29 protein-coding genes and 1 riboswitch are annotated in these 25056 nt (G+C 30.5%); of the genes, 16 read left to right on the top strand and 13 right to left on the bottom strand.

All coding sequences use genetic code 11. The annotated features are described in order from the left end of the window. Nucleotides 1-4 precede the first annotated feature (4 nt). From ABXT45_RS02070 to iolD, 6 genes are all read right to left on the bottom strand, one after another. Nucleotides 5-931: a sugar ABC transporter substrate-binding protein gene (locus ABXT45_RS02070; protein ID WP_415314116.1), complete on the bottom strand. Its 927-nt coding sequence runs from the start codon at nt 929-931 to the stop codon at nt 5-7. Between the two features lie 101 nt (nt 932-1032). Continuing rightward, complete coding sequence (locus tag ABXT45_RS02065) at nt 1033-2046, bottom strand: ABC transporter permease (RefSeq protein WP_415286800.1); 1014 nt, start codon at nt 2044-2046, stop codon at nt 1033-1035. A 3-nt stretch (nt 2047-2049) separates the two neighbouring features. Further along, nucleotides 2050-2799: an ATP-binding cassette domain-containing protein gene (locus ABXT45_RS02060; RefSeq protein WP_415314115.1), complete on the bottom strand. Its 750-nt coding sequence runs from the start codon at nt 2797-2799 to the stop codon at nt 2050-2052. A gap of 21 nt (nt 2800-2820) precedes the next feature. Further along, nucleotides 2821-3843, bottom strand: coding sequence for an NAD(P)-dependent oxidoreductase (locus ABXT45_RS02055; RefSeq protein WP_415314113.1), 1023 nt, complete (start codon nt 3841-3843; stop codon nt 2821-2823). 4 nt (nt 3844-3847) lie between these two features. Next, nucleotides 3848-5014, bottom strand: coding sequence for a Gfo/Idh/MocA family protein (locus ABXT45_RS02050; RefSeq protein ID WP_415314111.1), 1167 nt, complete (start codon nt 5012-5014; stop codon nt 3848-3850). A gap of 8 nt (nt 5015-5022) precedes the next feature. Beyond that, the gene (gene iolD, locus ABXT45_RS02045; RefSeq protein ID WP_415314109.1) at nt 5023-6867 is read right to left on the bottom strand and encodes a 3D-(3,5/4)-trihydroxycyclohexane-1,2-dione acylhydrolase (decyclizing); all 1845 of its coding nucleotides are present in this window, start codon (nt 6865-6867) and stop codon (nt 5023-5025) included. Between the two features lie 73 nt (nt 6868-6940). Here iolD and ABXT45_RS02040 point away from each other — a divergent pair, with 73 nt between their 5' ends. From ABXT45_RS02040 to ABXT45_RS02030, 3 genes are read left to right on the top strand one after another with little or no spacing between them, the layout of a single operon-like run. After that, nucleotides 6941-8383 carry an NAD-dependent succinate-semialdehyde dehydrogenase gene (locus ABXT45_RS02040; RefSeq protein ID WP_415314107.1) on the top strand — a complete coding sequence of 481 codons (1443 nt, stop codon included), beginning with the start codon at nt 6941-6943 and terminating at the stop codon, nt 8381-8383. Between the two features lie 3 nt (nt 8384-8386). Continuing rightward, the gene (locus tag ABXT45_RS02035; protein ID WP_415314105.1) at nt 8387-9178 is read left to right on the top strand and encodes an HpcH/HpaI aldolase family protein; all 792 of its coding nucleotides are present in this window, start codon (nt 8387-8389) and stop codon (nt 9176-9178) included. A gap of 4 nt (nt 9179-9182) precedes the next feature. After that, the gene (locus tag ABXT45_RS02030; RefSeq protein ID WP_415314103.1) at nt 9183-10148 is read left to right on the top strand and encodes a hydroxyacid dehydrogenase; all 966 of its coding nucleotides are present in this window, start codon (nt 9183-9185) and stop codon (nt 10146-10148) included. Between the two features lie 2 nt (nt 10149-10150). Here ABXT45_RS02030 and iolE read toward each other — a convergent pair whose 3' ends face one another. Then, the gene (gene iolE / locus ABXT45_RS02025; protein ID WP_415314102.1) at nt 10151-11050 is read right to left on the bottom strand and encodes a myo-inosose-2 dehydratase; all 900 of its coding nucleotides are present in this window, start codon (nt 11048-11050) and stop codon (nt 10151-10153) included. Nucleotides 11051-11090: 40 nt separating this feature from the next. On the opposite strand from iolE, the gene ABXT45_RS02020 reads away from it, so the two are divergent. The 3 genes from ABXT45_RS02020 to ABXT45_RS02010 all read left to right on the top strand — a co-directional run bounded on the left by ABXT45_RS02020 (nt 11091) and on the right by ABXT45_RS02010 (nt 13684). Next, nucleotides 11091-12224, top strand: a complete 1134-nt coding sequence (locus ABXT45_RS02020; protein ID WP_415314101.1) for a Gfo/Idh/MocA family protein — start codon at nt 11091-11093, stop codon at nt 12222-12224. Next, nucleotides 12209-13222 (top strand): inositol 2-dehydrogenase, encoded by a 1014-nt coding sequence (gene iolG, locus ABXT45_RS02015; RefSeq protein ID WP_415314099.1) that lies wholly within the window; start codon nt 12209-12211, stop codon nt 13220-13222. The genes ABXT45_RS02020 and iolG overlap by 16 nt, the downstream gene beginning before the upstream one ends. Before the next feature lie 135 nt (nt 13223-13357). Continuing rightward, entirely contained in the window at nt 13358-13684 is a 327-nt protein-coding gene (locus tag ABXT45_RS02010) for a GYD domain-containing protein (RefSeq protein WP_415314098.1), read from the top strand. Between the two features lie 37 nt (nt 13685-13721). Here the strand turns inward: ABXT45_RS02010 and ABXT45_RS02005 are convergent, their stop codons facing one another. Further along, nucleotides 13722-14555: a phytanoyl-CoA dioxygenase family protein gene (locus tag ABXT45_RS02005; RefSeq protein ID WP_415314097.1), complete on the bottom strand. Its 834-nt coding sequence runs from the start codon at nt 14553-14555 to the stop codon at nt 13722-13724. Nucleotides 14556-14590: 35 nt separating this feature from the next. Here ABXT45_RS02005 and moaA point away from each other — a divergent pair, with 35 nt between their 5' ends. From moaA to ABXT45_RS01970, 7 genes are read left to right on the top strand one after another with little or no spacing between them, the layout of a single operon-like run. Beyond that, a complete protein-coding gene (gene moaA / locus ABXT45_RS02000; RefSeq protein ID WP_415314095.1) occupies nt 14591-15583 on the top strand; it encodes a GTP 3',8-cyclase MoaA in 993 nt (330 codons plus the stop codon). Beyond that, nucleotides 15584-16129, top strand: a complete 546-nt coding sequence (moaC, locus tag ABXT45_RS01995) for a cyclic pyranopterin monophosphate synthase MoaC (protein ID WP_415314094.1) — start codon at nt 15584-15586, stop codon at nt 16127-16129. A gap of 6 nt (nt 16130-16135) precedes the next feature. Beyond that, nucleotides 16136-16603 (top strand): thioesterase family protein, encoded by a 468-nt coding sequence (locus tag ABXT45_RS01990; RefSeq protein ID WP_415314093.1) that lies wholly within the window; start codon nt 16136-16138, stop codon nt 16601-16603. Next, nucleotides 16600-16869, top strand: coding sequence for a molybdopterin biosynthesis protein MoeD (locus ABXT45_RS01985; RefSeq protein WP_415314092.1), 270 nt, complete (start codon nt 16600-16602; stop codon nt 16867-16869). Before ABXT45_RS01990 ends, ABXT45_RS01985 begins: the two co-directional genes overlap by 4 nt. Then, nucleotides 16869-17321 carry a molybdopterin synthase catalytic subunit gene (locus tag ABXT45_RS01980; RefSeq protein WP_415314091.1) on the top strand — a complete coding sequence of 151 codons (453 nt, stop codon included), beginning with the start codon at nt 16869-16871 and terminating at the stop codon, nt 17319-17321. Before ABXT45_RS01985 ends, ABXT45_RS01980 begins: the two co-directional genes overlap by 1 nt. Beyond that, on the top strand, nt 17308-18213 hold the full coding sequence (msrP, locus tag ABXT45_RS01975) for a protein-methionine-sulfoxide reductase catalytic subunit MsrP (RefSeq protein WP_415314090.1): 906 nt from the start codon (nt 17308-17310) through the stop codon (nt 18211-18213). The genes ABXT45_RS01980 and msrP overlap by 14 nt, the downstream gene beginning before the upstream one ends. Nucleotides 18214-18238: 25 nt before the next feature. After that, complete coding sequence (locus ABXT45_RS01970; RefSeq protein WP_415314089.1) at nt 18239-18808, top strand: sulfite oxidase heme-binding subunit YedZ; 570 nt, start codon at nt 18239-18241, stop codon at nt 18806-18808. On the opposite strand, the gene ABXT45_RS01965 is transcribed toward ABXT45_RS01970, so the two are convergent. The 4 genes from ABXT45_RS01965 to ABXT45_RS01950 form a co-directional block, all read right to left on the bottom strand. Then, nucleotides 18805-19152, bottom strand: coding sequence for a DUF779 domain-containing protein (locus tag ABXT45_RS01965; RefSeq protein WP_415286776.1), 348 nt, complete (start codon nt 19150-19152; stop codon nt 18805-18807). The genes ABXT45_RS01970 and ABXT45_RS01965 overlap by 4 nt on opposite strands. Before the next feature lie 46 nt (nt 19153-19198). After that, nucleotides 19199-20749: an aldehyde dehydrogenase gene (gene adh, locus ABXT45_RS01960; protein ID WP_415314437.1), complete on the bottom strand. Its 1551-nt coding sequence runs from the start codon at nt 20747-20749 to the stop codon at nt 19199-19201. Nucleotides 20750-21086: 337 nt separating this feature from the next. After that, the gene (locus tag ABXT45_RS01955; RefSeq protein WP_415314088.1) at nt 21087-21950 is read right to left on the bottom strand and encodes a hypothetical protein; all 864 of its coding nucleotides are present in this window, start codon (nt 21948-21950) and stop codon (nt 21087-21089) included. A gap of 35 nt (nt 21951-21985) precedes the next feature. After that, on the bottom strand, nt 21986-22651 hold the full coding sequence (locus ABXT45_RS01950; protein WP_415314087.1) for a hypothetical protein: 666 nt from the start codon (nt 22649-22651) through the stop codon (nt 21986-21988). 143 nt (nt 22652-22794) lie between these two features. Here ABXT45_RS01950 and ABXT45_RS01945 point away from each other — a divergent pair, with 143 nt between their 5' ends. Beyond that, nucleotides 22795-23016 carry a DUF1244 domain-containing protein gene (locus ABXT45_RS01945; RefSeq protein WP_415314086.1) on the top strand — a complete coding sequence of 74 codons (222 nt, stop codon included), beginning with the start codon at nt 22795-22797 and terminating at the stop codon, nt 23014-23016. On the opposite strand, the gene ABXT45_RS01940 is transcribed toward ABXT45_RS01945, so the two are convergent. After that, nucleotides 23017-23517, bottom strand: coding sequence for a molybdenum cofactor synthesis domain-containing protein (locus tag ABXT45_RS01940; RefSeq protein WP_415314085.1), 501 nt, complete (start codon nt 23515-23517; stop codon nt 23017-23019). A gap of 18 nt (nt 23518-23535) precedes the next feature. Here ABXT45_RS01940 and ABXT45_RS01935 point away from each other — a divergent pair, with 18 nt between their 5' ends. Both ABXT45_RS01935 and ABXT45_RS01930 read left to right on the top strand, forming a co-directional pair. Continuing rightward, on the top strand, nt 23536-24282 hold the full coding sequence (locus tag ABXT45_RS01935; RefSeq protein WP_415314084.1) for a TSUP family transporter: 747 nt from the start codon (nt 23536-23538) through the stop codon (nt 24280-24282). Between the two features lie 29 nt (nt 24283-24311). Continuing rightward, nucleotides 24312-24902, top strand: coding sequence for a 2OG-Fe(II) oxygenase family protein (locus tag ABXT45_RS01930; protein ID WP_415314083.1), 591 nt, complete (start codon nt 24312-24314; stop codon nt 24900-24902). An 88-nt stretch (nt 24903-24990) separates the two neighbouring features. Beyond that, nucleotides 24991-25054: riboswitch (SAM riboswitch) on the top strand. Nucleotides 25055-25056: the final 2 nt, after the last annotated feature.

The raw sequence follows: 25056 nt of genomic DNA, 5'->3' as shown, positions 1-25056 counted from the left end.
AAGACTATTTAAAGTCGTTAGCATTTTTTGTAGTAACTAATTGAGTTCCAGTATCGATATTTGCATCGATTTTTTCACCATTAGCTAATGCAAGTGCGTATTTAACACCGTAAGCACCCATGTTATATGAAAACTGAGCAATTGTTGCAGTCATGTCACCAGCTAAAATACTTTTAGCAGCGTCAGGAGTTGCATCAAAACCTACAACTGTAACACCTTTCATTCCAGCATCTTTAAGAGCTTGAATCGCACCTAACGCCATATTATCGTTAGATCCAAAGATTGCTTTGATGTTAGGGTTTTTTACAAGAATAGACTCTGTAACTGATCTTGCTTTTGCAGTATCCCATTCAGCAGTTTGTGTAGCTACAAGATTTAAACCACAGTCTTTAAATCCTTTAATCGCACCATCTCTTCTAAGAAGAGCAGTTGATTGAGATTCAACACCAGTTAAAATTGCAACGTCAGAACCTTTTGCAGTTTTGTCACAAATAAATTTAGCAGCTAATTCTGCACCATTTTTATTATTTGTTCCAATAAAAGTTACACCTTTATTAATTCCTTGAGTATCAACAAATACAACTGGAACTCCACTTTTGATTGCATCATCAACAATTGGACCAAAGGCATTTGGATCACCAGGTGCTAGAGCTATTGCATCAACACCTTTTGCGATTTGATCTTCTACTTGGTTAATTTGTGCTTGAACGTCACCTTCTTGAGGTGGCGCTATAAGAACCAATTTAACACCTAATTTTTTTGCTTCATCCTTAGCTCCTTTTTCAACAGAAGCCCAAAAAGGGTTTCCTGATCCTGGACCTTTAATACTAAACAAAATAGTTTTTTCAGCAAAAGAACTTACTGAAGTTATGCTTAGAATAAGAAAAACAGATGTAATTAATACACCAATTCTTTTAATTAAATTATTCATATTATTTCCCTCTATATTATTATTATTTTTTAAAAACTAAGTGAATATTATTTTAAAAAAGAAAACAACTTTATTTTTTCTTTAATTTAGGGGCTTTTTTTCTAATGTCTTGTTCCTAGATCTTTTCTTAAGACATCTATATAGACAGCAATAACAATAATTGCTCCTATCAAAACTTGTTGCCAAAAAGAACTAACGTCCATTAAGTTTAAACCATTTCTTAAAATCCCCATTATCATTACCCCAACAAAAACACCAAGTACAGTTCCACGTCCACCAAAAAAACTAGCTCCACCAATAATGCAGGCAGCAATTGCATCTAGCTCTGCATTTAAACCAGCATTAGGGTAACCTGAGTCAGCTCTGCCAGCTAAAATTAAAGCACCAAACCCTGCTAACAATCCACATAAAGAATATACAATTACTAAAATTCTATTAACGTTTATTCCAGCTGCTCTTGCTGCATTTGGGTTTCCACCAATTGCATAAATCCATTTTCCAGTTCTAGTATGATTTAAAAATGCCCACATTAAAAAGAAAACAACTGCAATTAAAACTACGCTCACAGGAAGATACTGAGATTCTTCTAAACCTAACCAAGTTAAGTCAATTCTTCCATTACCAAGTAATCTTACCTCCTCAGTAAATCCACTAATTGGCACGCCTCCCGAAATAAGATTACCTGTTCCTCTAAATATATAAAGTGTTCCTAATGTCATAATAAAAGGATGGGGCATGCGAAGAATTGTAATACCCAATCCATTAACCATTCCACATAATGCACCCATTATTATAGGGATTATAATTACAATATACCAAGCAGCTCCTGCTTTTGAGGTTATCGCTAGAACCATGAGAGATAACATCATTATGGAACCAACCGACAAATCAATTCCGGCAGTGACAATTACTATAAACACTCCGAGTGCAAGCATTGATTGCCAAGAAATTTGTTTAAAAACGTTTGTTACGTTTCTCCAAGAAAGGAATACTTCAGGCTGCAAAAAATGAAGGACAGCTATCATTAAAAAAAGTAATAATAATATTCCATATTTGTCAAAATAAGGAATAGTTTTTAAAAAAATATTTTGTTTTTTATTTTCTTTAGTTTCCATAATTTATTTTTTTCCCATAATCCAACCAATAACTTCATCTCTTGAAGTTTTTGATAATTCAGACTCTGCAAAATTAGTTCCCTGAAAAAGTGCCATTACTCTATCGCAGACTGCAAAAATATCATCCATTCTATGACTAATAATAATTACACTTACACCCATTTTTTTTAAACTATTAATAAGATCTAAAACTTTTCCAACTTCTTTAATTGCTAAAGCTGCTGTAGGCTCATCCATGATTACCAATTTAGAATTAAATGCTGTAGCTCTTGCTATTGCAATCGCTTGTCTTTGACCTCCAGACAGTTCTTCAACTTTTTGATCTGCACTTTTTACATGAATTTTTAACTTATCTAAGTGCGCTTCTGACATTTCTTTAATCTTTTTATAATCAAGCAGTTTTAAGAAACCTACTTTTTTGGTTGGTTCACGACCAAGAAAAATATTTTCTCCAATTGGTAAATTTCCTGCTAAAGCAAGATCTTGATAAACCATTTCAAGTCCTAAATTTTGAGAGTCTCTTGGGCTTTCAAGCACTTCTTTGTTACCGTTAAAATATAGGGCTCCTTTACTTGGTTTATAAAGACCAGATAAAACTTTCATGAAAGTAGATTTTCCAGCACCGTTATCACCAACAACACCCAAACACTCTCCTTCTTTAATGGTTAGATTAACATCCTCTAATGCTGTGATAGTTCCAAAGTATTTACTTACACCTTTTGCTTCTAGAATTATTTTATTTGAAAAAGACATTGCTGCAACTTAAAAAGAAAATTAATTAATTGCAACAGGTTTTGATCTAATCAACTTTACAGTTTCTCTTTCTGCTCTTTTACACAGTCTTGGTGGTAAGTTTTTTGAAATTAATCTCATGTCTTCTAAGACAATTTCACCCATTTCTGTAAAAGTGTCCTTTAATGCTCCGGCACGATGTGCTGAAAATAAAAAATTTTTTACTTTTCTTATTGGGTCATTTTTTTTAACTGGTTCTTCAGGAAAAACATCTGTAGCCACATAAATATCACCTTTTTTAACTCTTTTGATCAGATCATCAAAATTAACAACAGCCGCCCTACTCATCAAAATAAATAGTGAATTTGATTTCAATTGATTTAGAAGTCTTTTATCAATTAGTGATTGGTTGTTCTTTGTAATTGCTGCCAATACATAAATTACATCACAAGTTTTAAACATATTATCTAATGAAATTGTATTAAAACCATCGTCTTTAATAGTTTTACTAGGAACCCAAGGGTCATATACGTTAATATCTTTTGAAAAAGGGGTCAGCAAAGGTGTCAATGCTTTTGCTAAATCACCATAACCCAAAAGGCCAATTTTTTTATCACTCAATAAAGAAGATTTTAAATTTCCATCTAAGCCATATTTTTCAGTTTTATTAAGAAAGTCTTTATGAGAATTATGAATATCTCTTAATAAAGACAAAGTTAAACCTAATGCAAGTTCAGCCACAGGTTTAGAAAATACTGGAGAGGTTGCTATTACATGAATTCCTTTTTGAAAACAATATTCATAGTCAATATTATCCATAAAATTACTTTCAACATTAATTACTGCTTTAAGTTTTTTTGCTTTTGATAAAAGAGATTTATCTAGATTGGGTTGGCCCATTATAAATGTAGCTCTATGAATATTTTCTTTGTAAAATTTATCTTTATTTTTTTTAGGTGCAATAAGAAGATTGTATCTTAATTTTAGTTCTTTCAATTTTTTTTTTGTAAAAATTAAGTCTAACGATCGTGGTGCTGGGTCAGAAATAACTAACAATTTAGACATATCTTTAAATATTTTTTCTTAAAATTTTTTTAATTTCTTGATTGGTGAATCTTTTAGGTTTTTTACATTTTGTTTTTATATTTTGCAAAATTCCTGTAACTGCTGCTTTCATCATTGAATCAATTATATCTAGCACATGCAATGATAGTTCACCATTGCATTTATGAGTTTTTTTATTTTCTATACAGTAAGCCATTTCAGCTAAACCAGCTCCTCTATAATTAGCATTTATTGCAGACTCGTTTGCTCTTGAACTTTGCGATCTAATATTAATCTTACCTAAAGGCATTTTATTAGTTTTATATTCAGTCCAAGGGTTACCTAATTTTTTACAAACATAAACCGAACCACCAAACATATTTGGATCAGGTACTATCATTGAACCTTTATCTCCATATAATTCAATATGGTTTCTTTTATGAGTGATGACATCAAATGATAAAGTTAATCTAATTACTGTTCCATTTTCAAAGATAATTGTTGATAAATATGTTGTAGGGCATTCAACCTTAAAAGTTTTGTTTTTTCTAGGACCTATTCCAATAGTTCTTCTTTTGACACCCTTAACAATACTACCTGATACTTTTTTTGCAGGTCCCAATAAATTTACTAAAGCTGTTAGATAATAAGGGCCCATATCTATTGCAGGTCCACCTTCTTTTTTTGCAAACCATGGTTCTGGATTGGGGTGATAAGATTGAACTCCTGGAAAGGCAAAAATAGCACTTCCTAAGTTTATTTTTCCAATGATTTTTTTATCTACTAGTTCTTTTGATTTTTGAATACCCCCACCTAAAAATGTGTCAGGAGCATTACCTATATAAAGCTTATTCTTTTTTGATAGTCTTAATAATTCTTGCCCATCTTTAAAATTAATTGCTAACGGTTTTTCAGAATAAACATGTTTACCATTAGTTAAGGCTTGTTTGGCTACCTGGTAATGAGCCTTAGGTATTGTTAAATTTAGAATTATTTCTATTTCTTTATCTTTTAACAGCTCTTTAACAGTTACTGCTTTAATTTTATTAATTTTAGCGCATTTTTTTGCATTATTAAAATTTATATCTGCACATTTAACTATCTTTATATTGTTAAAATATTTTTCAGCTCTAAAATATGTTTCAGAAATATGACCACAGCCAATTAATCCAACTTTAAAGATTTTACTCATAAAACTATCTAAACACCTTGTCTTTGTTTAGATTTACCTTCTTTATACAGTTTCAAAGCTTCTTTATTTTCTTCTGAAGTGGGAATTTCTAAAGTCGGGCTGTCCCAAAAAGATGATCCTTCTAACCACTGATAAGGTTCTGTTTTAATTGAAATTACATATGTGATATCAGATTTTTTTGCTCTTTTAAAAGCTTCTTCTAGATCTGAGATTGAACTCACTTCTTCAGATTTGGCTCCCATACTTGCGGCATGTTTAGCAAAATCAACCCCTACTAAACCAGGAGTGTTTGAACTTTTAAGTAAATTATTAAATTCTTTTCCACCCTTAAATAATTGCAGTCTATTGATCACAGCAAAGCCACCATTATCACAAACAATTATAATAAGTTTATTCTTAGTAATGACTGAAGAATAAATATCTGAATTATTTAATAAATAAGATCCATCTCCAACAAATGAAATTACTTCTTTATGTGGGTTTGCCATCTTAATACCTAGGGCACCCGATATTTCATAACTCATACAACTAAACCCCCACTCTGTTTCGTGAGTATTTAACTCTCTTGGTCTCCAAACCTGGGCAACTTCTCCAACTAATCCCCCAGCTGCAGTAACCGCAATATCTGACGGGTCAGAGTTTCTATATACTGCCCCAACAACCTGAACATAACTAGGTACCTTTTGATTTGTTGGTGCACTTTCTTTGTCTACATATTCATTCCAAGATTTAAGTTCAACTTGTGATTTTTTATTCCACTCATTGGGTGCTTTCCACTCACCTAGGACAGCTGATAATTCATCTAAGGAAGCTCTTGCATCTCCAACAACTGCTTGAGCTAAATGTTTATTTGCATCAAATCTTGAAACATTAATTGAAACAAGTTTAAAATCTTTATTTTCAAAGTTTGCCCATGATCCTGTAGTAAAGTCTGCAAGTTTAGTTCCAACCGCTATTGCAAGATCTGTCTGCTTTGCAAGCATATTAGTATTTTTTCCACCCAATCCACCTATTTGACCAGCATAGTGTGAATGATCTCTTTTCATTGTAGAATACCCCATTACAGTTTGTGCAACTGGAATATTGTGTTTGATTGCAAACTTACTTAAAGCATCCATAGCATCAGAGTAAAAAACTCCACCACCCGAAATAAGTATTGGTTTTTTTGATGACTTAATTTTATTTGCTGCCTCTTTAATTTGAAACTCATCAGGTCTAGGTCTTCTGATTGCATGAATTTTTTCTTTGAAAAAATCTTCTGGATAATCAAAAATTTGCCCTTGAATGTCCTGACTTAGAGAGATGCATGCTGGACCACAGTCCGCAGGATCTAACATAGTTTGAACTGCGTTAGGAAAAGATTGAATTATTTGTTCTGGTCTAGTTATTCTATCGAAGTACCTTGTTACTGGTTTAAAAGCATCATTAGCTGTAATGCTAGGGTTATTAAAATGCTCCACTTGTTGTAATACGGGATCTGGTATTCTGTTTGCATATGTGTCACCAGGTAAAAATAATATAGGCAATCTGTTACTCATAGCAACACCTGCTGCTGTAACCATGTTTGTTGCACCTGGTCCAACAGATGATGTTGCTATAAAAATTTGCTGTCTTCTTTTTGCTCTAGCATAGCCTATACCTGTTAAAGCCATATTTTGTTCATGGTGACCTCTATATGTTGGAAGGTCTTTCTGATTTTCTTCTAATGCTTGACCTAAACACGCAACATTTCCATGTCCAAAAATTCCAAATACACCAGGAAACAACGGTTCTTTTTTACCATCGATTAATATTTTTTGAGAAATTAAGTATTTAATAATTGCATGTGCGCATGTAAGAGTAATTTTTTTCATTTTAATTTATCTTTATATATATATAAATACTTATAAAATAACTAACCACACTAAGTAAACCTTATAAATAAATATGTATAATAAATTTGGACAATTCATCGACGGCAAGTGGCAAGCATCATCAAATAATGAAACTTACGACGTAATAAATCCCGCTACAGAAGAGGTGTTAGGTAAAGCATCTAAAGCTAGTCGTGAAGATGTTCAAAAAGCTTTAAAATCTGCAGAAAAAGGTTTGAAAATTTGGAGAGATACTGCTCCATGGCAAAGATCTTATATTATCAGAAGAATTGCTGATAAAATTAGAGATAAGCAAGATGTTTTAGCTAAATGGATGGCCCTAGAAGTTGGAAAACCATTAGCAGAAGGAATTGGAGAAGCAGGTGGTGCAGCTGATATATTTGAGTGGAATGCTGAGGAAACAAAAAGAATTTTTGGGCAAACTATAGAAAGTAGATTTCCAGATACAAGAATTCATGTTTACTACCAACCAGTTGGAGTAGTAGCAGCATTGGTACCATGGAATTTTCCATTAATTTTGGCATCAAGAAAAATTTCAACAGCACTTGCTGCAGGATGTTCTGTAATTTGTAAACCAGATGTAATTACCCCTGGAACAGTAATGGAACTAGTTAATATTTGTAAAGAAGCTGGTGTTCCAGATGGAGTGGTTAATCTTTTATCGGGTGATCCTGCTGAAATTTCTGAACAATTAATAGAATCTGATATTGTTAAAAAAATTTCAATTACAGGGTCAACTAGAGTTGGTAAGATTATTTTAAAAAAGGCAGCTGACAAAGTTCAAAGAGTTACTATGGAATTAAGTGGTCACTCTCCATTTATAGTTTTTGAAGATTCTGATATTGATAAAGTTGCCGATATGGCGGTTACTGCAAAATTTAGAAACAACGGACAAGTTTGTATTTCACCTAACAGATTTTATATTCAAGAAAGTAAGAAGGAAGAATTTATTAGTAAATTTATTGAAAGAACTAAAAAACTTAAAATTGGTAATGGAATGGATGAAGGTGTTCAACTTGGGCCATTAACAACTGACAAAAGATTGGCTGAAATTGAACAACTAGTTGAAACAACAAAGAATGAAGGTGCAAAAGTTTTGTTGGGAGGTAAAAGACCTGCAGGCTTTAATAAAGGATATTTTTATGAACCCACTGTTTTTGATGGCATTAAAGATGACTTTACAATAATGACACAAGAACCTTTTGGTCCTTTGGTTCCAATGCTATCATTTAAAACGTTTGATGAGGTTATTGAAAGAGCAAACAATAATGATCTTGGTTTGTGCAGTTATATTTATACAAATTCAATGGAGAAAGCTCATAGAGCATCTGAATTAATAGAATCTGGTTGTGTTGCAGTAAATACGGCTGCCGTTGCGTTTGCAGAAGCACCCTTTGGAGGCATTAAGCAAACTGGCTATGGTCGTGAAGGCGGATCAATGGCAATAAAAGATTATTTAAATGTCAAATATACTCACATGGGTATTAAAGGTTAGTTTTTGAGAATAAATAAAATAAAAAAAATGATGACTGAAGGAAAACCAGTAATCAATGGTTGGTTACAAATTCCTAGTACTGTTTCAGCAGAAGTAATGGCTCATCAAGGCTGGGACTCACTAACAATTGATATGCAACATGGGTTAGTCGATTACACTAATGCATTACCTATGTTACAGACAATTTCGTCAACAGATGTAACACCACTTGCTAGGGTTAACTGGAATGAACCTGGACAAATAATGAAAATTTTAGATGCCGGCTGCTATGGTGTAATTTGTCCAATGGTAAGCAATAAAGAAGAGGCCGAAAAATTTGTGCAAGCTTGCATGTATCCCCCACATGGATATAGAAGTTTTGGGCCAGTTAGGGGTCTAATTTATGGTGGTGCTGATTATGCAAAATATGCAAATACTGAATTGTTAAAATTTGCCATGATAGAAACCAAAAAGTCTTTAGAAAAATTAGACGAAATAATGTCTGTACCTGGTATTGATGGAATATATATCGGCCCTGCTGACTTGAGTTTAGCTATAGGTGAAGAACCAGGTTTTGACAGATCAGAAGATTCAAAAGCATATTCAGAAATTTTAAGAATTTTAGAGCATGCTAAAAAAAATAATATTTTTGCAGGTATCCACAATGGAACACCTGAGTATGCACTTAAAATGATTAATAAAGGTTTTAATTTTGTAACAATTGGATCTGATCAAAGAGCAATGAGTGCAGGCTCAAAAAGTGTTGTAGAAAAAATGAAAGGTTCTTCAAAGATGGAAGAGTCTAAGGCTTATTAAAAAAGTGTCAGATAAAAAAAAAATTCTTATAATTCAAAATATAAATGATGCAGGCCCAAAATTATTAACAAACCATCCTGATTATGAGTTTGAAATAATTGAAGATATAAATGATCCAGCTTTAAAACAAAAAATTGTAAATTGTGATGGTGCTTCACTAAGAACTGGTAAGTTATCTGGTGAAATTATAGATCTTGGAAAAAAACTAAAAATTATATCAAGACACGGAGTTGGATATGACAATATTGACTTAGATGCTTGTAAAAAAAATGATATTACAATTGCTATAACAGCAACAGCAAATGCTGTAGCAGTAGCGGAACATGTAATTTTTATGCTTCTTAGTATTTCAAAAAGAAAAAGTATGTACGATGATTGTGTTAAAACAGGTAATTTTAATGACAGAAACAAATTGCCAAAAACTATAGAAATATGGGGCAAAAATATCTTGATTGCTGGATTTGGTAGGATTGGTCAATGCTTGATCAAGAGATGCTTAGGTTTTGAAATGAATGTTTTTGTTTATGATCCATTTGTTTCATCTGAAATAATTGAATCTTTAGGTGGAAAAAAAGTTGAAGACTTGAAAGAAGCTGTAAAGACAATGGATGCTATCTCATTACATATACCTTTAAACAATGAAACAAAAAATATGATAAATTTAAATTTATTAAAAACAATGAAAAAAAATTGTATTATTATTAATGCTGCTAGAGGTGGAATAATTAACGAAAACGATCTAGATCAAGCATTAAATGAAAATTTAATTTTTGGTGCAGGATTGGATGTATTTGAAATAGAACCACCAGAAAAAAATAATCCTTTATTAAAAAATGACAAAGTATTTTTAAGCCCTCATACTGCTGCATTTACAGAAGAGTGTATGATTAGAATGGGTAAAGAAACAGTTCAAAATATTATTGATTTTTTTGATAATAAAATTGAAAAATCTAAAATAGTTAGATTATAAAATTACTTAATTATTTGTAAATTCGACTCTGCACAAGTTTTAGTTAAATAATTAAATCCTATTTTAGCATACTCTAATGGATTTGCTTTACTTGGGTCCTGCTCTGCTTCAACAACAAGCCATCCGGAATAATCATTTTTTTTTAAAAGATCAAAAAAAGGCTTATAATCAATACAACCATCACCAGGTACTGTAAAAGCACCCTCTAAAAATGCCTGTCTAAAACTTAAATCATCGTTCAAGGATTTATCTAAAATATTTTTTCTCATATCTTTGCAATGAATGTGAATAATTCTATCTTTAAATTTATCATAAGTTTCTAAGGAATTTCCATTAGCAAATAACATATGTCCAGTATCTAAGATTAATTTAACATGCTCTGACGTACTTTCTAATAACCTTTCAGTATCATTCTGTGTTTCAATGACTGTACCCATGTGATGGTGATATGCTAGAGGCATACCTTGATCTTCAAGATATTTACTAATTTCTGATATTTTTTTACAAAAATCTTTCCATCCATCCTTATCCATTTGTGGTCTTGTTGATAATGCTCTTGATTGATCACCTGCTATTGAACCAGACACTTCTGCAAAAACAATACAAGGTGCTTCACAATTTTTAAAAAGAATTAATTGCTCTTGTATTAATTTAATTTCATCTTTCACAGAGTTCTTTCTGAGGTTAGCCCCATACCATCCAGAACATAGTCTTAAGTTATGTTTTTCTAGCATTGGAATTAATTCATCTGATTTTTTTGGAAATTTTCCACCAGACTCTATTCCCGAAAAACCAGCTTCACTAGCCTCTGAAAGACATTGCTCTAAAGGAGTATCACCACCAAGTTCAGGCATATCATCATTGCTCCATGCTATAGGTGCTATTCCTAATTTTACTGACATAATATTTTTTTTTGTTATGATATATGAAAATGCAAACACAATGAAAACAAAAAAATTATCTTTAGGAATAGTTGGTGGGGGTCCAAAATCTTGGATCGGTCATGTACATAGAATTTCTGCCAGATTTGACAATCAATATGAGATAGTTGCTGGTGTTTTTTCAAGAAATGTAAAATTATCAGTTAGATTTGGGCAAAGTATTGGGATTGCAAAAGATAGATGCTACTCAAATTTTAAAGAGATGGCAGATAATGAGTCAAAAAGAGAAGATTGTATTGAAGTTGTATCCATAATGACACCTCCAGCAAGTCACCAAATTATTGCAGAGAAATTTATTGATAAAGATATTCATATTATTTCTGATAAACCATTTGCAGGAAATTTGGACCAAGCCAAAAAATTATATAAAAAAATTAAATCTAATAAAAAAATTAAGTACGCCCTAACTCATAATTATTCTGCCTACCCCATGGTCAGAGAAGCTAAGGTTCTGGTTGAAAAAGGAAAGATAGGAAAAGTTGAATATGTTAATGTTGAATATATTCAGGATTGGTCTGGAGGAGAAAATATAACTTCAAAAAATGCAAAGAAAAAATTAAAATGGAAACTAGATAATAAGATTGTTGGTGCTTCAGCTGTCCTTAATGAGATTGGAACACATTCTTATCATTTGGCATCATATATTTCTGGATTAAAGGGAAAAACTGTTTTTGCTGACATCAAACAAATTTCAAATAAAATTAAAATGGATGATAATGCTCAAGTGATGATTAACTTTGCTAATGGAGCTAAAGGAATGTTTTGGACAAGTGTGATGGCAAGAGGTGGAGTTTATGGTTTAAGAATAAGAATATTTGGTACTAAAGGAAGTTTGGAGTGGGTGCAGAATGACCCTAACTATCTAAAATTAAACCCAGCAAAAGGTGCTGTTAAGTTACTGGAGAGAGATTTTCATAATGCAGGATTTTCCTCAAAATTTTCTAGAATAAAATTTGGTCATCCAGAGGGTTATTTAGATGCTTTTGCAAACATCTATAGAGAGTTTGCAGACTCAATTAAAAGTAAGTCTAAGAAAAGATTTTTTTATCCAAATGAAGATGAGGGACTAGAAACTGCAAAATTTATAAATGCATGTAAAATTTCCTCTAAAAGAAAAAGATGGGTAAAAATATAATAAATATAGCTTTATTTGGTCTTGGCAGAATTGGCCAAATGCATGCTGAGAATTTAGTCAATCACCCTGAGTTTAATTTAAAATATATTTTTGATTTAGATAAAAATTTAACAAAAAAATTTTCAAAAAAATATCAATGTATTGCTATTGAAAATCCTAATATAGCCTTTGAAGATAAAAATATTAAAAGTATCTTCATAGCAACAAGTACGAATACTCACTTAAAATATATAGAAGGAGCAGTCAAAAATAAGAAAATTGTTTTCTGTGAAAAACCTTTAGATTTAGATTTGAAAAAAATTAATCAATGTAAAAAGAATATTAAGAAATATAATCCTAAAATTCAAATAGGGTTTAATAGAAGATACGATCCAGCTCACAACTCTTTAAGAAAAAACTTAATCAAAGGTAAGATAGGCAAGCTGGAAAAAATAATAATTACAAGCCGTGACCCTGCTCCACCTCCTTTAAGTTATTTGAAAACTTCTGGAGGTATTTTTAAAGATATGATGATACACGATTTTGATTTAGCTAGATATTATACTGGTTCAGACGAGTTTGAGTCTGTTTTTGCTATAGGTGAATATTTTTCAGATAAAAAATTTAGAAAAGTAAAAGATTTAGAGTTAGCAACTGTTATAATGAGATCTAAAAAAGGGGTTCAGTGTATTATTACAAATTCACGACACTGTAGCTTTGGGTATGATCAAAGAGTTGAGCTTTTTGGTGATAAAGGAATGATAATTTCTGATAATCAACGTGATTTAGAAACAGCAATTTATTCTAAAAATTCAACAAATAACAAATCTCCTTTTAAGACTTTTTTCATAGAAAGATATTCTGAAGCATACAAAATCCAATTAAATGATTTAGCAAAACTATGCAAAAAAAATATTAAACCTATTGCAGATTTTGAAGATGGAAGAAGATCTTTAATTCTTGCTGAAACTGCAAATAAATCTCTTAAGACAAAAATTTTTGAAAAAGTTAAATTTTAATATTTAGAAAAATATTCTTACTTAATAAACTATAAGTTGAAAAAATCTTGAATTTTTTCCAAAAATACGAATTATGTAAATTGACAAATTTATAATGAATATGATTATATCTCGAAAATAATAAAGGAAATACTTATGAAAAAATATATTGTAATGGGCAACTATACAGCAAAGGCCTTCCAAGGTTTTATGAAGGACCCTAAGCAAGATAGATCAACTGCAGTAAAAGCATTAACTGAAGCAGTTGGAGGGAAATTTGAATCTTTTTATATTACGAGAGGTCCTTATGATTTCATTGCTGTCACTTCAGGAGACATGCCTTACGAAAATTTTGCTGGTATAAAATTAGCTGTAGAAGCTAGTGGTACAGTAGAGAATATGGTAATTCTTGAAGAGATGGATATGAACAAAGCAGCTGAGCTTGCTGCTAAAGCTATGGCTGGCTACAAACCTGCTGGTTAATTATTTATGTTAACTTCCAGTTGCCATAAACTGGAAGTTAATTCGCTTTGAATAGAGTTGGAAACATTTTTCCAGATAAATCATCCCCATTTTTATAACCATTTTCTTCCATTATAGCTCTTTCTTCTCTAGCCCAATCTCCTCTATAAATAATTTTAGAATTTTCCTTTGCCATTCTTAATGTGTATCTATGGACATCTTTTTTAGGTGTAACAGTATTTAATCCTCCATGTAATGTTCTAATATCAAAATAAATACAGTCACCAACTTCCAGATCCCATTGTAAAAATTCATAATCATCTTTATTTTTTAATATGTTAGGAGTTAATTCATATTTTTTTCCATTAACAACTCCAACCTTACCATCAACTTCATGGCCATCATTAAATCTTGTTCTTAAAAATAGCTTATCCCATAAATGTGAACCTTTAACCCAAGCTATACCATCTTCTTTTTTAACCGATTCAAGTGGTATCCATAAAACACACATAGATCCTTCAAAATCAAAATATGAAATATCATGATGAAAAGGTGGTGATGACTTCGACCCTGCTTCCCTGAAAAACCAATTATCCATCACTAAATTAATCTTTCGTGCTTCTAAAAGTTCTGCTGCTATTTTGGGTGTTGGTGAATTAAATACAAAATCTTTGAATTCTTCATGTAAATTCCAGGTCCAAAAATCCTCATAATATCCAGGTAGTTTTTGATCTTTTGTGTGATTTACAAATCTTGGACTAGGACTTTCTTTGCCTTTTTTAATTCCATTTTTTAACTTTTCAATCCATGCGTTATCAAATTTGCCTTTAATTAAGACCGCACCATCTTTTTTAAATAGATCCACTTCTGCTTTGGTAATAATTTTGCTCATATATTGTTATTATAATATAATGTAATAAAAATAAGATGAAAACATTAAGTGATACTTTTGGAAGAAAATTCCCCTATATAAGATTATCAATTACAGATGTATGTAATTACAGTTGTACCTATTGTTTACCACAAGGATATAAAAAGACACCTGGAGACACGAGAAGTTTTATGTCTGCTCAAGAAATATCCAGATTAACAAAAGCATTGTCTGAACTGGGTGTTTGTAAAATTAGATTAACTGGTGGAGAACCAACGGTTAGAAAAGACTTTTTTGATATCCTTAAAGATATGAAGCAAAATTCAAATATTCCCAAAGTAACAATGACGACTAACGGTTATCGTTTAGACAAAATTGCAGAACAATTATGTGAAGCTGGTTTGGATGGAATAAATATTAGTATAGACAGTTTAAATAGGGAAACCTTTAAAAGACTAACTGGACATGACAGACTTGAAGAAATTTTAGAAGGTATAAAGATTTTACAAAAATTAAATTTCAAAAATATTAAAATTAATGCTGTTTTACTTAAAGGCATCAACGATACACATAAAGATTTTAAAAAATTTGGAAATTTTATAAAAGATAACAATATTGATTTTAGATTTATAGAGTTAATGCAAACAGGTGATAATTTAGAGTATTTTAAGAAAAATCATGTTTCCTCTAAAATATTCAAAGATTTTTTAGAAAAAAATAACTGGATCCCTCAAACATATGGGAAAGATGCAGGTCCTTCATTAAATTTTATACATCCGGAATTTAAGGGGAAATTTGGATTAATCGCTCCCTACACTAAAGATTTTTGTCAAACATGTAATAGATTGAGAGTTACCTCTAGAGGTGATTTAAGATTATGTTTATTTGGTAATACTGGAATTAGTATTAGGCATTTATTGCAAGACGATGCTCAAAAAGATGAACTTGTAAATCTAATAATTAAACAATTACACCTTAAAAAAGAGTCACATTATTTAGAGCTTGGAGATACTGGAATTACTCCAAATTTATCAACTACTGGAGGATAAATGGAAAACTTAAAGGTGATAAATGAAGAAAAATTAAAAGATTGGGCTAAGGAAATTTTTAAAAAAAACTCATTTAACATGATTGATGTTTCATCAAAAAAAGAAACATTTAGAAGAGCATTAGCTTCTGGTAAAATTTATGTAGGGAAAGAAGTTTTTAACCTAATTAAAAATAAAGAAATGCCTAAAGGTGATCCAATCACTTTAGCTGAGGTATCTGCAGTCTTGGGTGTTAAAAAAACAAGTGAATTAATTCCACTATGTCACCCACTTCCAATAGATCATACGGCAACTAAAATTATCATGCATGATGAGGATGCTTCATTAGAAGTTTTTTGTGTTGTCTCTGCTGTTGCAAAAACTGGTGTAGAAATGGAAGCTATTATGGGTGTTAATACTGCACTAATAACTATTTACGATCTAAGTAAAATTGTAAATCCGCATCTTAAAATTGATAATGTTAAGCTATTAATTAAAGAAGGTGGAAAAAGCGGTTTATGGATTAATCCTGATGGCTTACCAGGATTTTTAAAAGATATCTTTTAGTTTATTGTGTCTATTTATCTAAAATCACAAAAGATAATTAAAGAATGGGTTGATTATAATAATCATCTCAATATGGCTTATTATATTTTAATATTCGATCAAGCTCTTGAGGTAATGCTTGAAAAATTTAAAATGGGTGCAGACTCAGCTAAAAATGAAAAGAGAAGCACAATGGTAGTTGAAACCAATACTAAATATATTAGTGAAATAAAACAAGAAGATGAAGTGGATATCATGCTTACCTTTTTTGATCATGATAAAAAAAGACTACATTTAAAACTTGAAATGATTGAAGAAAAAACAAAAAAAATTTCTGCATCTATAGAGTGGCTTTCCTTATACATTAACCTAGAAACTAGAAAGGTTACAGAATTTGAAAATGAGAAGATAGAAATAATGGATCATTTTATTGAACAAAATAAAGATAATTTTAATAATGAAGATTTAAAATTTTCATCTAAAATTAAAAAATGAAAATTAAACTTGAACTCTTTGGTGCGAGTAGAGACTTTAGTAATAAAGATCACTTAGAGTTTAATATTAAAGGACAGCTTGAAATTAAAGATTTTCGGAAAGAAATAATTAATTATTTAGATAAAAACTTTAAGGGTAATGAAAGTTTTATTAAAATTGTAAACAATTCTGTTTTTTGCTCAGAAGATAATAATATTATCAATGATGACTTTAAAATTATAAAAGATCAAAAAATTGGGATTATACCTCCAATAGGTGGTGGTTGATGCTACATACAAAAATAATAGACATTGAAAAAAATAAAATAAAAATTTCTATAGCAGAAGCTTTTATAAAATCTTCTTCATATGGTGCATCAATTATTTTTAATGGTACGGTTAGAAATATTAATGAAAATAAAGAAGTTGTTGGAATAACTTATGATAGTCATGACGAATTAGTATTAAAAAGCTTTGATGAAATTTACAAAGAAACTACTGAAAAATTAAAAATTATGGATAAAGCAGTATTTATAGAGCATGTTAAAGGTTATGTAGGACTTGGTGAAACTAGTATTATTATTGCAGTTGCCTGCAAACATAGAGATGAAGCCTATGAACTATCTAGATATATTATTGAAGAAATTAAAAAAAGATCTCCTATATGGAAAAAAGAACATTATAAAAATGAACAAAGTAAGTGGCTAAAAGGTAATCCTATTAAAAATGAAAAAATATAAAAATTCAGAAATTACACCTGAACAAATATACAATAAAAGAAGAAAGTTTATTAAGTCTATTAGCCTAGGTGTAGGCTCATTATCCTTAAGCACCATACCATTTTTAAACAAAGCTTATTCACAAAATAAAAATGAACTAACATCATATGAGGATATAACAAGATACAACAATTATTATGAGTTTGGGACTGGAAAAGGTGATCCTTTCAAAAATTCACAAGAATTTGTTACTAAACCGTGGAGTGTTACTATTGAAGGTGAAGTAGACAATCCAATTACACTTTCAGCTGATGAAATAATTTCTTTATTTCCTTCTGAAGAAAGAATTTACAAACTTAGATGTGTTGAAGGATGGTCTATGGTTATTCCTTGGATGGGATTTTCTCTAAGTAAATTACTTAGTAAGGTATCTATTAAAAATACTGCTAAATTTGTTGAATTTGAAAGTGTTTATGATCCTGAGCAGATGAAAGGCCAGAGATATCCAGTTTTAAATTGGCCCTATAGAGAAGGATTAAGAATTGACGAAGCTATGCATCCTATAACAACAGTTGTTACTGGGCTTTATGGAAAGGCATTGCCTAACCAAAATGGAGCTCCATTGAGAATTTTTGTTCCATGGAAATATGGTTTTAAAAGTGCAAAAGCAATTGTTAAAATAAAATTAGTTAAAAAAATGCCTACCTCATCTTGGATGAGATCGTCCCCAAGAGAATATGGGTTTTACTCAAATGTTAACCCAAATGTTTCACATCCTAGATGGTCACAAGCAACAGAACGTGTCATAGGTGAGGGTATTTTATCTCCCAGAATTGAAACTGAAATGTTTAATGGGTACGGTGATGAAGTTGCAAATTTATATTCAGGTATGGATTTAAAGAAAAACTTTTAAATACATAAAATTATTTTTATAAAAAATGCATAAATATATAAAAATACCGATTTTCTTTTTATCTTTACTGCCAATATTAATTATTTTTTATCAAATTATCTTTAACCAGTTAGGTCCTGAACCTGTAAAAGAAATTACACATGTAACTGGTAATTGGACTCTTCGTTTTATTATAATAACTCTTGCAATGACTCCTCTACAAAAATTTACTAAATTAAATTTTTGGATTAGCTATAGAAGAATGTTTGGCTTGTTTGTCTTTTTTTATGCATCAGCACATATGATGACATATGTGGGAATAGATTATCGCTTTGATTGGTCTAGTATTAGTGATGATATTGTTAAAAAAAAATTTATATTTGCTGGATTTTTAGCTTGGCTTTTATTAGTGCCACTTGCTCTTACTTCATCTAAACGAATGATAAGGTTGTTGAGAGATAAATGGAAAAAACTACACAAACTTATTTATATAATTTCTTTATTAGGAATTACTCACTACTTGTGGTTAGTCAAAGTAGTTACGGCAGAGCCTTTAATTTATCTTATTATTATAGTAATTTTACTTACACTAAGAATTAGAATGAAATTTAATTAATTAGGTTGACTTTTTTCAGGTACGCAAATTTCTGACCTTGTTAGAAATCTCCTTCCAGTACCATTATCTAGAGAGAACATTCCACCCATTCCTTTAATACAATCAATGATTAAATCTGTATTTTTCCAGGCTGTGTGCTGAGTTTCACTTATATAGAAAGGGATACCTCCAATTTTTCCAACCAATACATCGTCATCACTTATTAAAAATTCTTTAACAGGATAACACATTGGAGCACTGCCATCACAACAACCACCTGATTGATGAAATAAAAGCTCTTCACCATGATCTTTCTTTAAATCTTCAATTAATTCTAATGCTAAATTTGTTGCTGATACTTTCATAATTTTATATGGCCCGTATATTTTACGGGCCAGAATAATATATCTGTTAAAAGAAACCTAATTTTTTCTCACTATAAGACACGTGTAAGTTTTTCACTTGTCTATAATGATTAAGCATCATTTTATGAGTTTCTCTACCAATTCCAGATTGCTTGTAACCTCCAAAAGCAGCATGAGCTGGATAAGCATGGTAACAGTTTGTCCAAACTCTTCCTGCCTGGATACCCCTTCCCATTCTATAAGCAACATTCCCATTTCTAGTCCAAACACCAGCACCTAAACCATAAAGAGTGTCATTAGCAATTTCTAATGCATGAGCTTCATCTTTAAATTTAGTAACTGATACAACTGGACCAAAAATTTCTTCTTGGAATATTCTCATAGAGTTATCACCTTCAAAAATAGTAGGTTGGATATAATTTCCTTTTTCCAAACCACTGTTTAAGTTGGCAACTTCACCTCCACATAGAACTTTAGCTCCCTCTTTCTTACCTAAATCTAAGTAAGATTTTATTTTTTCCATTTGCTCCAATGATACTTGAGCACCAATCATGGTTTCCATTTTTAAAGGGTTATCTTGAACGATGGCTTTTGTTCTAGCAATTGCTCTTTCCATAAATTTATCATAGATAGATTCTTGAACTAATACTCTACTAGGACAAGTACAAACTTCACCTTGATTGAGAGCAAACATTGTGAAACCTTCAAGACATTTATCAAAGAAGTCATCATCTTGATCCATGACATCTTCAAAGAAAACATTTGGAGATTTTCCACCTAATTCTAAAGTTATTGGAATTAAGTTTTGCGCCGCGTACTGCATGATCAAACGTCCAGTTGTAGTCTCACCTGTAAAAGCAATCTTTCTAATTCTTTTAGATGACGCTAAAGGTTTTCCTGCTTCCAAACCAAATCCGCTTACAACATTAAGAACTCCAGGAGGTAATAGGTCTCCAATCAATTCCATTAAAAGCAAGATAGATGCTGGTGTTTGTTCAGCTGGTTTTAAGATTACACAATTTCCTGCAGCCAAAGCTGGTGCAAGTTTCCATGTTGCCATTAATAATGGGAAGTTCCAAGGTATAATTTGTGCAACCACACCAAGTGGTTCAGGGATATGGTAAGAATATTCACTATTACTTATTTCTGAAACCGACCCCTCTTCTGCTCTAATAACTCCAGCAAAATATCTCCAATGGTCAACAACTAATGGTAAGTCAGCTGCCATACATTCTCTAATGGGCTTTCCATTGTCTAAACATTCAGCAGTTGCTAACAGCTCTAAGTTTTTCTCAATAACATCTGCTATCTTAAGCAAAATATTTGATCTTTCTGTTATTGATGTAACACCCCAAGTAGGAAAAGCTGCGTGTGCCGCATCAAGTGCTGCCTCAACATCTTGTGCATTAGATCTTGGAACGGAACATATAACTTCATTATTGATTGGGCTTACGTTATCAAAATATTTTCCTGATTTTGGTTTAACGAATTTACCACCTATAAAATTTCCATATTGTTCTTTAAATGGAAATTTAACTTTTAAGTGAGACGTATCTAACATTGGAGATCGTCCACCTTTTACTGTTTCTGTACTCATTTTTATCCTCTCTCTCTTATTAATATTCTTAAGCTTATTTTTTTTTATTGGCTTAAGTAACTTCTTTTTAGTCACACCTTTTTTCTTTTTGACTTTTTTAATACTTTTAGGTGATCGTTTGACCAAGTTTTTTTTAATTTTTTTTTTGGCCTTACGTTTAGATTTTTTGGCTGTTTTTTTAATTTTAGTAGCCATTACTTAATTAAACAAAAATTAATCTTAATATCTACGCATTATATTATTAAGTTTCTACTCAAGATTGAATACAACCTACATCTTGTGCTTAATTTAAAAATAGTATGTTAATATTTTTTAGATTTCAAATCTTTTTCTTTAACTAATTTTTTTTATTATTATCTACCTCAAAGCTCTCTAATTTTGAGATCAAGTCTTCTTTAGGTTTTGATGCTTCTTTTTCTTTTTTTTTAAATTGCTCAAATTTTAAAGCTTCCTCTTCTTCTTTTTGTTTCAGCTCCTGATCAAATTTATCTTCCCACTTTTTTATATTTTGATTTTCTAACTCTTTTTGTTTATGATCTTTTTGATCTTCTATTCTTTTCTGTTCCAGTTCTTTTCGTTTTAATTCTTTTTCTTTTAATTCTATTTTCTGCTCTCTAAACTTTAATTTTTCTTCTTCTGTTTTAATCTCATCATCTTTTATTGATTGTTCTTTATCTTTTGACTCAAGTTCTCGTTCTCTTAATCTTACATCTTGTTCTTTTATTTTTATCTCATCATCTTTTGCTGATTGTTCTTTTTTTGTTATACTTAATTCTTTTTCTCTTAATCCAATCTCTTTTTCTCTTAATCCAATCTCTTTTTCTCTTAATATACTATCTTGTTCACTTATTTCTATTTTCTGCTCTCTAAACTTTAATTTTTCTTCTTCTGTTTTAATCTCATCATCTTTTATTGATTGTTCTTTATCTTTTGACTCAAGTTCTCGTTCTCTTAATCTTACATCTTGTTCTTTTATTTTTATCTCATCATCTCTTTTTAATTGTTCTTTTATTTTTAATTCTATTTTTTTTTGTTCTTTTTTAACTTGCTCTTCTCTGAATTTTAATTCATTTTTTTCTGCAATTTTTTGTTTTTTTTTGAAATTTTTATAAACCGTATTAAAAGACTGAGTTGTAAAATTTGTTATTTTTTGCAATCTTAGTTTGATCTCATTATGCTTTTTTTGTTTCTTTTTTTTCAATGTTGTTTCTCAATAACCATCATCTAGTCAATTAATTATTCTTTTTTATCTTCTGGTTTTTGCTCTTGTTCAGCTTGTACTTGAGCTTCTGGTTTTTGCTCTTGTTCAGCTTGTACTTGAGATGCTTGTTTTTGTGCTTCTTCTCTTTGTGCCTGTTTTTTTTCTTCTTTTCTTTGTGTTTGTCTTTGTTCTTCTTCCCTTTGTATCTGCCTTTGTTCTTCTTTTCTTTGTGTTTGTCTTTGTTCTTCTTGTCTTTGTGTTTGTCTTTGTTCTTCTTGTCTTTGTTCTTCTTGTCTTTGTGTTTGTCTTTGTTCTTCTTGTCTTTGTTCTTCTTGTCTTTGTTCTTCTTGCCTTTGTTCTTCTTGTCTTTGTGTTTGTCTTTGTTCTTCTTGCCTTTGTTCTTCTTGTCTTTGTGTTTGTCTTTGTTCTTCTTGCATTTCTTTTATTAAGTCTTCTTGTCTTTTTATTTCAATTTTATTTATTATTATTTTATTTGAATTCTTATTTTCTTTTTTTATTATTTTTTTTTTTTGAACTATTTTTTTTATTTTAATTTTTTTAGTTTTCCCTCTTTTAACAGAAGTAGTCTTTTTTAATTTTTTTTGTTTAATTTTTTTTTTTGATACTTCTTTGATCAAGTTACGTTTTGACTTTTTTTTGATTTTACTTTTTATTTTCTTATCTATTTTTTTTTTCTTCACATGCTAATTTCATCAAATTATCTACAAAATGAATATAGACTTGCTGACTAAAATGGGTGCAACTTATGATTGATTTAACTACATCTTGTGCTTAATTAAAAGTTGTTTAATAGTTTTGATATGAATGAAGATAAAAAAAAGATTTGCAATCAGCTACTTTTGAAAGGTTACTCCAACATTTGGATAAAAGAAAAGATGTTCAAAATATTGACATTATGAATCTTGCTGGTTTTTGCAGAAACTGTTTATCAAAATGGTATCGAGAAGAAGCAGAAAAAAAAGGTATTGAAATTTCAGATCTAGATGCACGCGAACACGTATATGGTATGCCTTATCCTGAGTGGAAAGAAAAATATCAAAAATAATTATTTTTCCTTAAGTCTTGGAAATAGTTCTACAAAATTACAGGGTTTATGATTTATGTCTAATTGATGTTTTAAAATTCCATCCCAAGCATCCGTGACCCCACCTGAAGATCCCGGTAAAGCAAACACATACTTACCATTAGCTAGCACAGCACAAGCTCTTGATTGAATAGCAGATGTACCAACTGTTTTTAAACTTATTGTTCTAAATACCTCTCCAAAACCTGGAATATGTTTGTCAGCAATCTCGTTCACTGCCTCTGGTGTAATATCTCGACCTGTAAGTCCAGTGCCACCTGTTGTGATTACAACATCTATTTCAGTTCGATTAATCCAATCTTTAAGGATTATAATAATGTCTTCTTTGTTATCTTTGCAAATTTTTCTATCGATTAATTTATGTTTAGCCTCCTCTATTTTTTTTACTAAGATCGCACCTGACTTATCATTCTCAAAAGTTCTAGTGTCCGTAACAGTTAAAAGTGCTATATTTACAATCATAAATTTAAAATAATTACTGTGATTATATTATCATTTTTATTTCTTCTGACAGCAACTTTATACTCAAGTGTTGGATTTGGGGGTGGCTCTACTTATCTGGCTCTTCTATTAATCTGGGATGTTCCTTACTTAATCTTTCCTGTAATTGCCCTCTTTTGTAATATTATTGTCGTATCAGGAAATTGTATTAACTATATTAAAGCTGGGAATATAAACCTTAAGATACTTACCCCATACTTAATGTCATCTGTTCCACTTGCATTCATAGGTGGATCATTATCAGTAGATAAAGAAGTTTTTGAAATTTTACTTTTTGTCGTCTTGACACTAGCAGGAGCTCTGCTTCTTCTGAAATTTCAATCTTTTGATCAAAAAATTGAAGTTTATAAAAAGATACCAATTATATTATCATTATTGATTGGTGCATCTATTGGATTTGTATCTGGTGTGGTTGGTATTGGTGGTGGTATATTTTTAAGTCCAATACTATTATTGGTCAGAGTTGATAGCGCTAAGAACATTGCAACAGCAGCATCTCTTTTTATATTAATCAATTCTATGTCAGGACTTGCTGGTCAATTCACAAAATCTTCTGTAATAAATGAAATTTATAGTTATTGGCCATTATTTCTTTTAGTTTTATTGGGAGGTCAATTAGGAAATTATTTAAATCTTAAAATTTTTCCTGCAAGAATGTTGGCTTTAGTAACATCGACACTTGTCATATTTGTCGCTATTCGAATGGGACTGAAGTTGTTTGCATAACACAAGTATTGAATTATTATAGATAAAATATGAAAACATTCAGAGCTTTTGGACCAACTATAGGAAAAACAAAGTTATCCAAAAAAATTATTACTATATTAAATAATCATATTGATAAGTCTCAATTATCAAAAAAAAATGATTATAGCTCTAAACTAGCAAGTCAAATTAAGAATGAAATCAAGATTCCTAAAAAATTGGTTAATAAGAGTTTGTCTAAAGAGTTAATAAAGAATATCAAAATTTATCTTGATAAGTCTGAAGTAAAAAAAATTAAAGAAATTAAAATAATTAATCTATGGGTAGTTAGACAATTAAAAAATGAATATAATCCCATTCATTATCATGATGGACAATTGTCAGGAGTTGGCTATCTTAGAATCCCAAAAGACATGAATCAAAATAAACTTGTTAAAAATAAAAAGTTTAAAACTAATGGAACTATTGATTTTATTAATGGGCAAACACACTTTTTGAGTAAAAGTATCTATAATTTAAACCCTAAATTAGGGGATCTATTGATTTTTCCAAATTATTTGATGCATACTGCCTACCCATTTAATGTTGATGGTGAGAGAAGATCTTTCTCTTTTAATGCTAAAATATTATTCAAAAAATGATTGCTAATCACTCAATTAGTTATATAAACAGCTGACCGATTTGATCCATATTGCAGGTACTAACTGCTAAAAAGGAAATCATTAAATTAATTGGTAAGGGTAGTTGGACTATATTGTGCGCCTGGCATAAAGCTAAAGCACTAAAAAAGTAAGG

The sequence above is a fragment of the Candidatus Pelagibacter sp. Uisw_106 genome, assembly GCF_047724975.1.
In the GTDB taxonomy this organism is placed as follows: Bacteria; Pseudomonadota; Alphaproteobacteria; order Pelagibacterales; family Pelagibacteraceae; genus Pelagibacter.
Note: the sequence above shows the minus strand (reverse complement) of the source record. Positions and strands in the feature narration are given on the sequence as shown.

Excerpts from the sequence above, each read along its gene's own strand:
- ABXT45_RS02060 (WP_415314115.1), bottom strand. The coding sequence starts at position 2,799 with ATGTCTTTTTCAAATAAAATAATTCTAGAAGCAAAAGGTGTAAGTAAA.
- ABXT45_RS01930 (WP_415314083.1), top strand. The coding sequence starts at position 24,312 with ATGAAAACATTCAGAGCTTTTGGACCAACTATAGGAAAAACAAAGTTA.
- ABXT45_RS02005 (WP_415314097.1), bottom strand. The coding sequence starts at position 14,555 with ATGAGCAAAATTATTACCAAAGCAGAAGTGGATCTATTTAAAAAAGAT.
- msrP (WP_415314090.1), top strand. The coding sequence starts at position 17,308 with ATGAAAAAATATAAAAATTCAGAAATTACACCTGAACAAATATACAAT.
- ABXT45_RS02050 (WP_415314111.1), bottom strand. The coding sequence starts at position 5,014 with ATGAGTAAAATCTTTAAAGTTGGATTAATTGGCTGTGGTCATATTTCT.
- ABXT45_RS01980 (WP_415314091.1), top strand. The coding sequence starts at position 16,869 with ATGCTACATACAAAAATAATAGACATTGAAAAAAATAAAATAAAAATT.
- ABXT45_RS02020 (WP_415314101.1), top strand. The coding sequence starts at position 11,091 with ATGAAAACAAAAAAATTATCTTTAGGAATAGTTGGTGGGGGTCCAAAA.
- ABXT45_RS02010 (WP_415314098.1), top strand. The coding sequence starts at position 13,358 with ATGAAAAAATATATTGTAATGGGCAACTATACAGCAAAGGCCTTCCAA.
- adh (WP_415314437.1), bottom strand. The coding sequence starts at position 20,749 with ATGAGTACAGAAACAGTAAAAGGTGGACGATCTCCAATGTTAGATACG.
- moaC (WP_415314094.1), top strand. The coding sequence starts at position 15,584 with ATGGAAAACTTAAAGGTGATAAATGAAGAAAAATTAAAAGATTGGGCT.
- ABXT45_RS01970 (WP_415314089.1), top strand. The coding sequence starts at position 18,239 with ATGCATAAATATATAAAAATACCGATTTTCTTTTTATCTTTACTGCCA.
- ABXT45_RS02065 (WP_415286800.1), bottom strand. The coding sequence starts at position 2,046 with ATGGAAACTAAAGAAAATAAAAAACAAAATATTTTTTTAAAAACTATT.
- ABXT45_RS01940 (WP_415314085.1), bottom strand. The coding sequence starts at position 23,517 with ATGATTGTAAATATAGCACTTTTAACTGTTACGGACACTAGAACTTTT.
- ABXT45_RS02040 (WP_415314107.1), top strand. The coding sequence starts at position 6,941 with ATGTATAATAAATTTGGACAATTCATCGACGGCAAGTGGCAAGCATCA.
- iolG (WP_415314099.1), top strand. The coding sequence starts at position 12,209 with ATGGGTAAAAATATAATAAATATAGCTTTATTTGGTCTTGGCAGAATT.
- ABXT45_RS01965 (WP_415286776.1), bottom strand. The coding sequence starts at position 19,152 with ATGAAAGTATCAGCAACAAATTTAGCATTAGAATTAATTGAAGATTTA.
- ABXT45_RS02055 (WP_415314113.1), bottom strand. The coding sequence starts at position 3,843 with ATGTCTAAATTGTTAGTTATTTCTGACCCAGCACCACGATCGTTAGAC.
- moaA (WP_415314095.1), top strand. The coding sequence starts at position 14,591 with ATGAAAACATTAAGTGATACTTTTGGAAGAAAATTCCCCTATATAAGA.
- ABXT45_RS02070 (WP_415314116.1), bottom strand. The coding sequence starts at position 931 with ATGAATAATTTAATTAAAAGAATTGGTGTATTAATTACATCTGTTTTT.
- iolE (WP_415314102.1), bottom strand. The coding sequence starts at position 11,050 with ATGTCAGTAAAATTAGGAATAGCACCTATAGCATGGAGCAATGATGAT.
- iolD (WP_415314109.1), bottom strand. The coding sequence starts at position 6,867 with ATGAAAAAAATTACTCTTACATGCGCACATGCAATTATTAAATACTTA.
- ABXT45_RS01985 (WP_415314092.1), top strand. The coding sequence starts at position 16,600 with ATGAAAATTAAACTTGAACTCTTTGGTGCGAGTAGAGACTTTAGTAAT.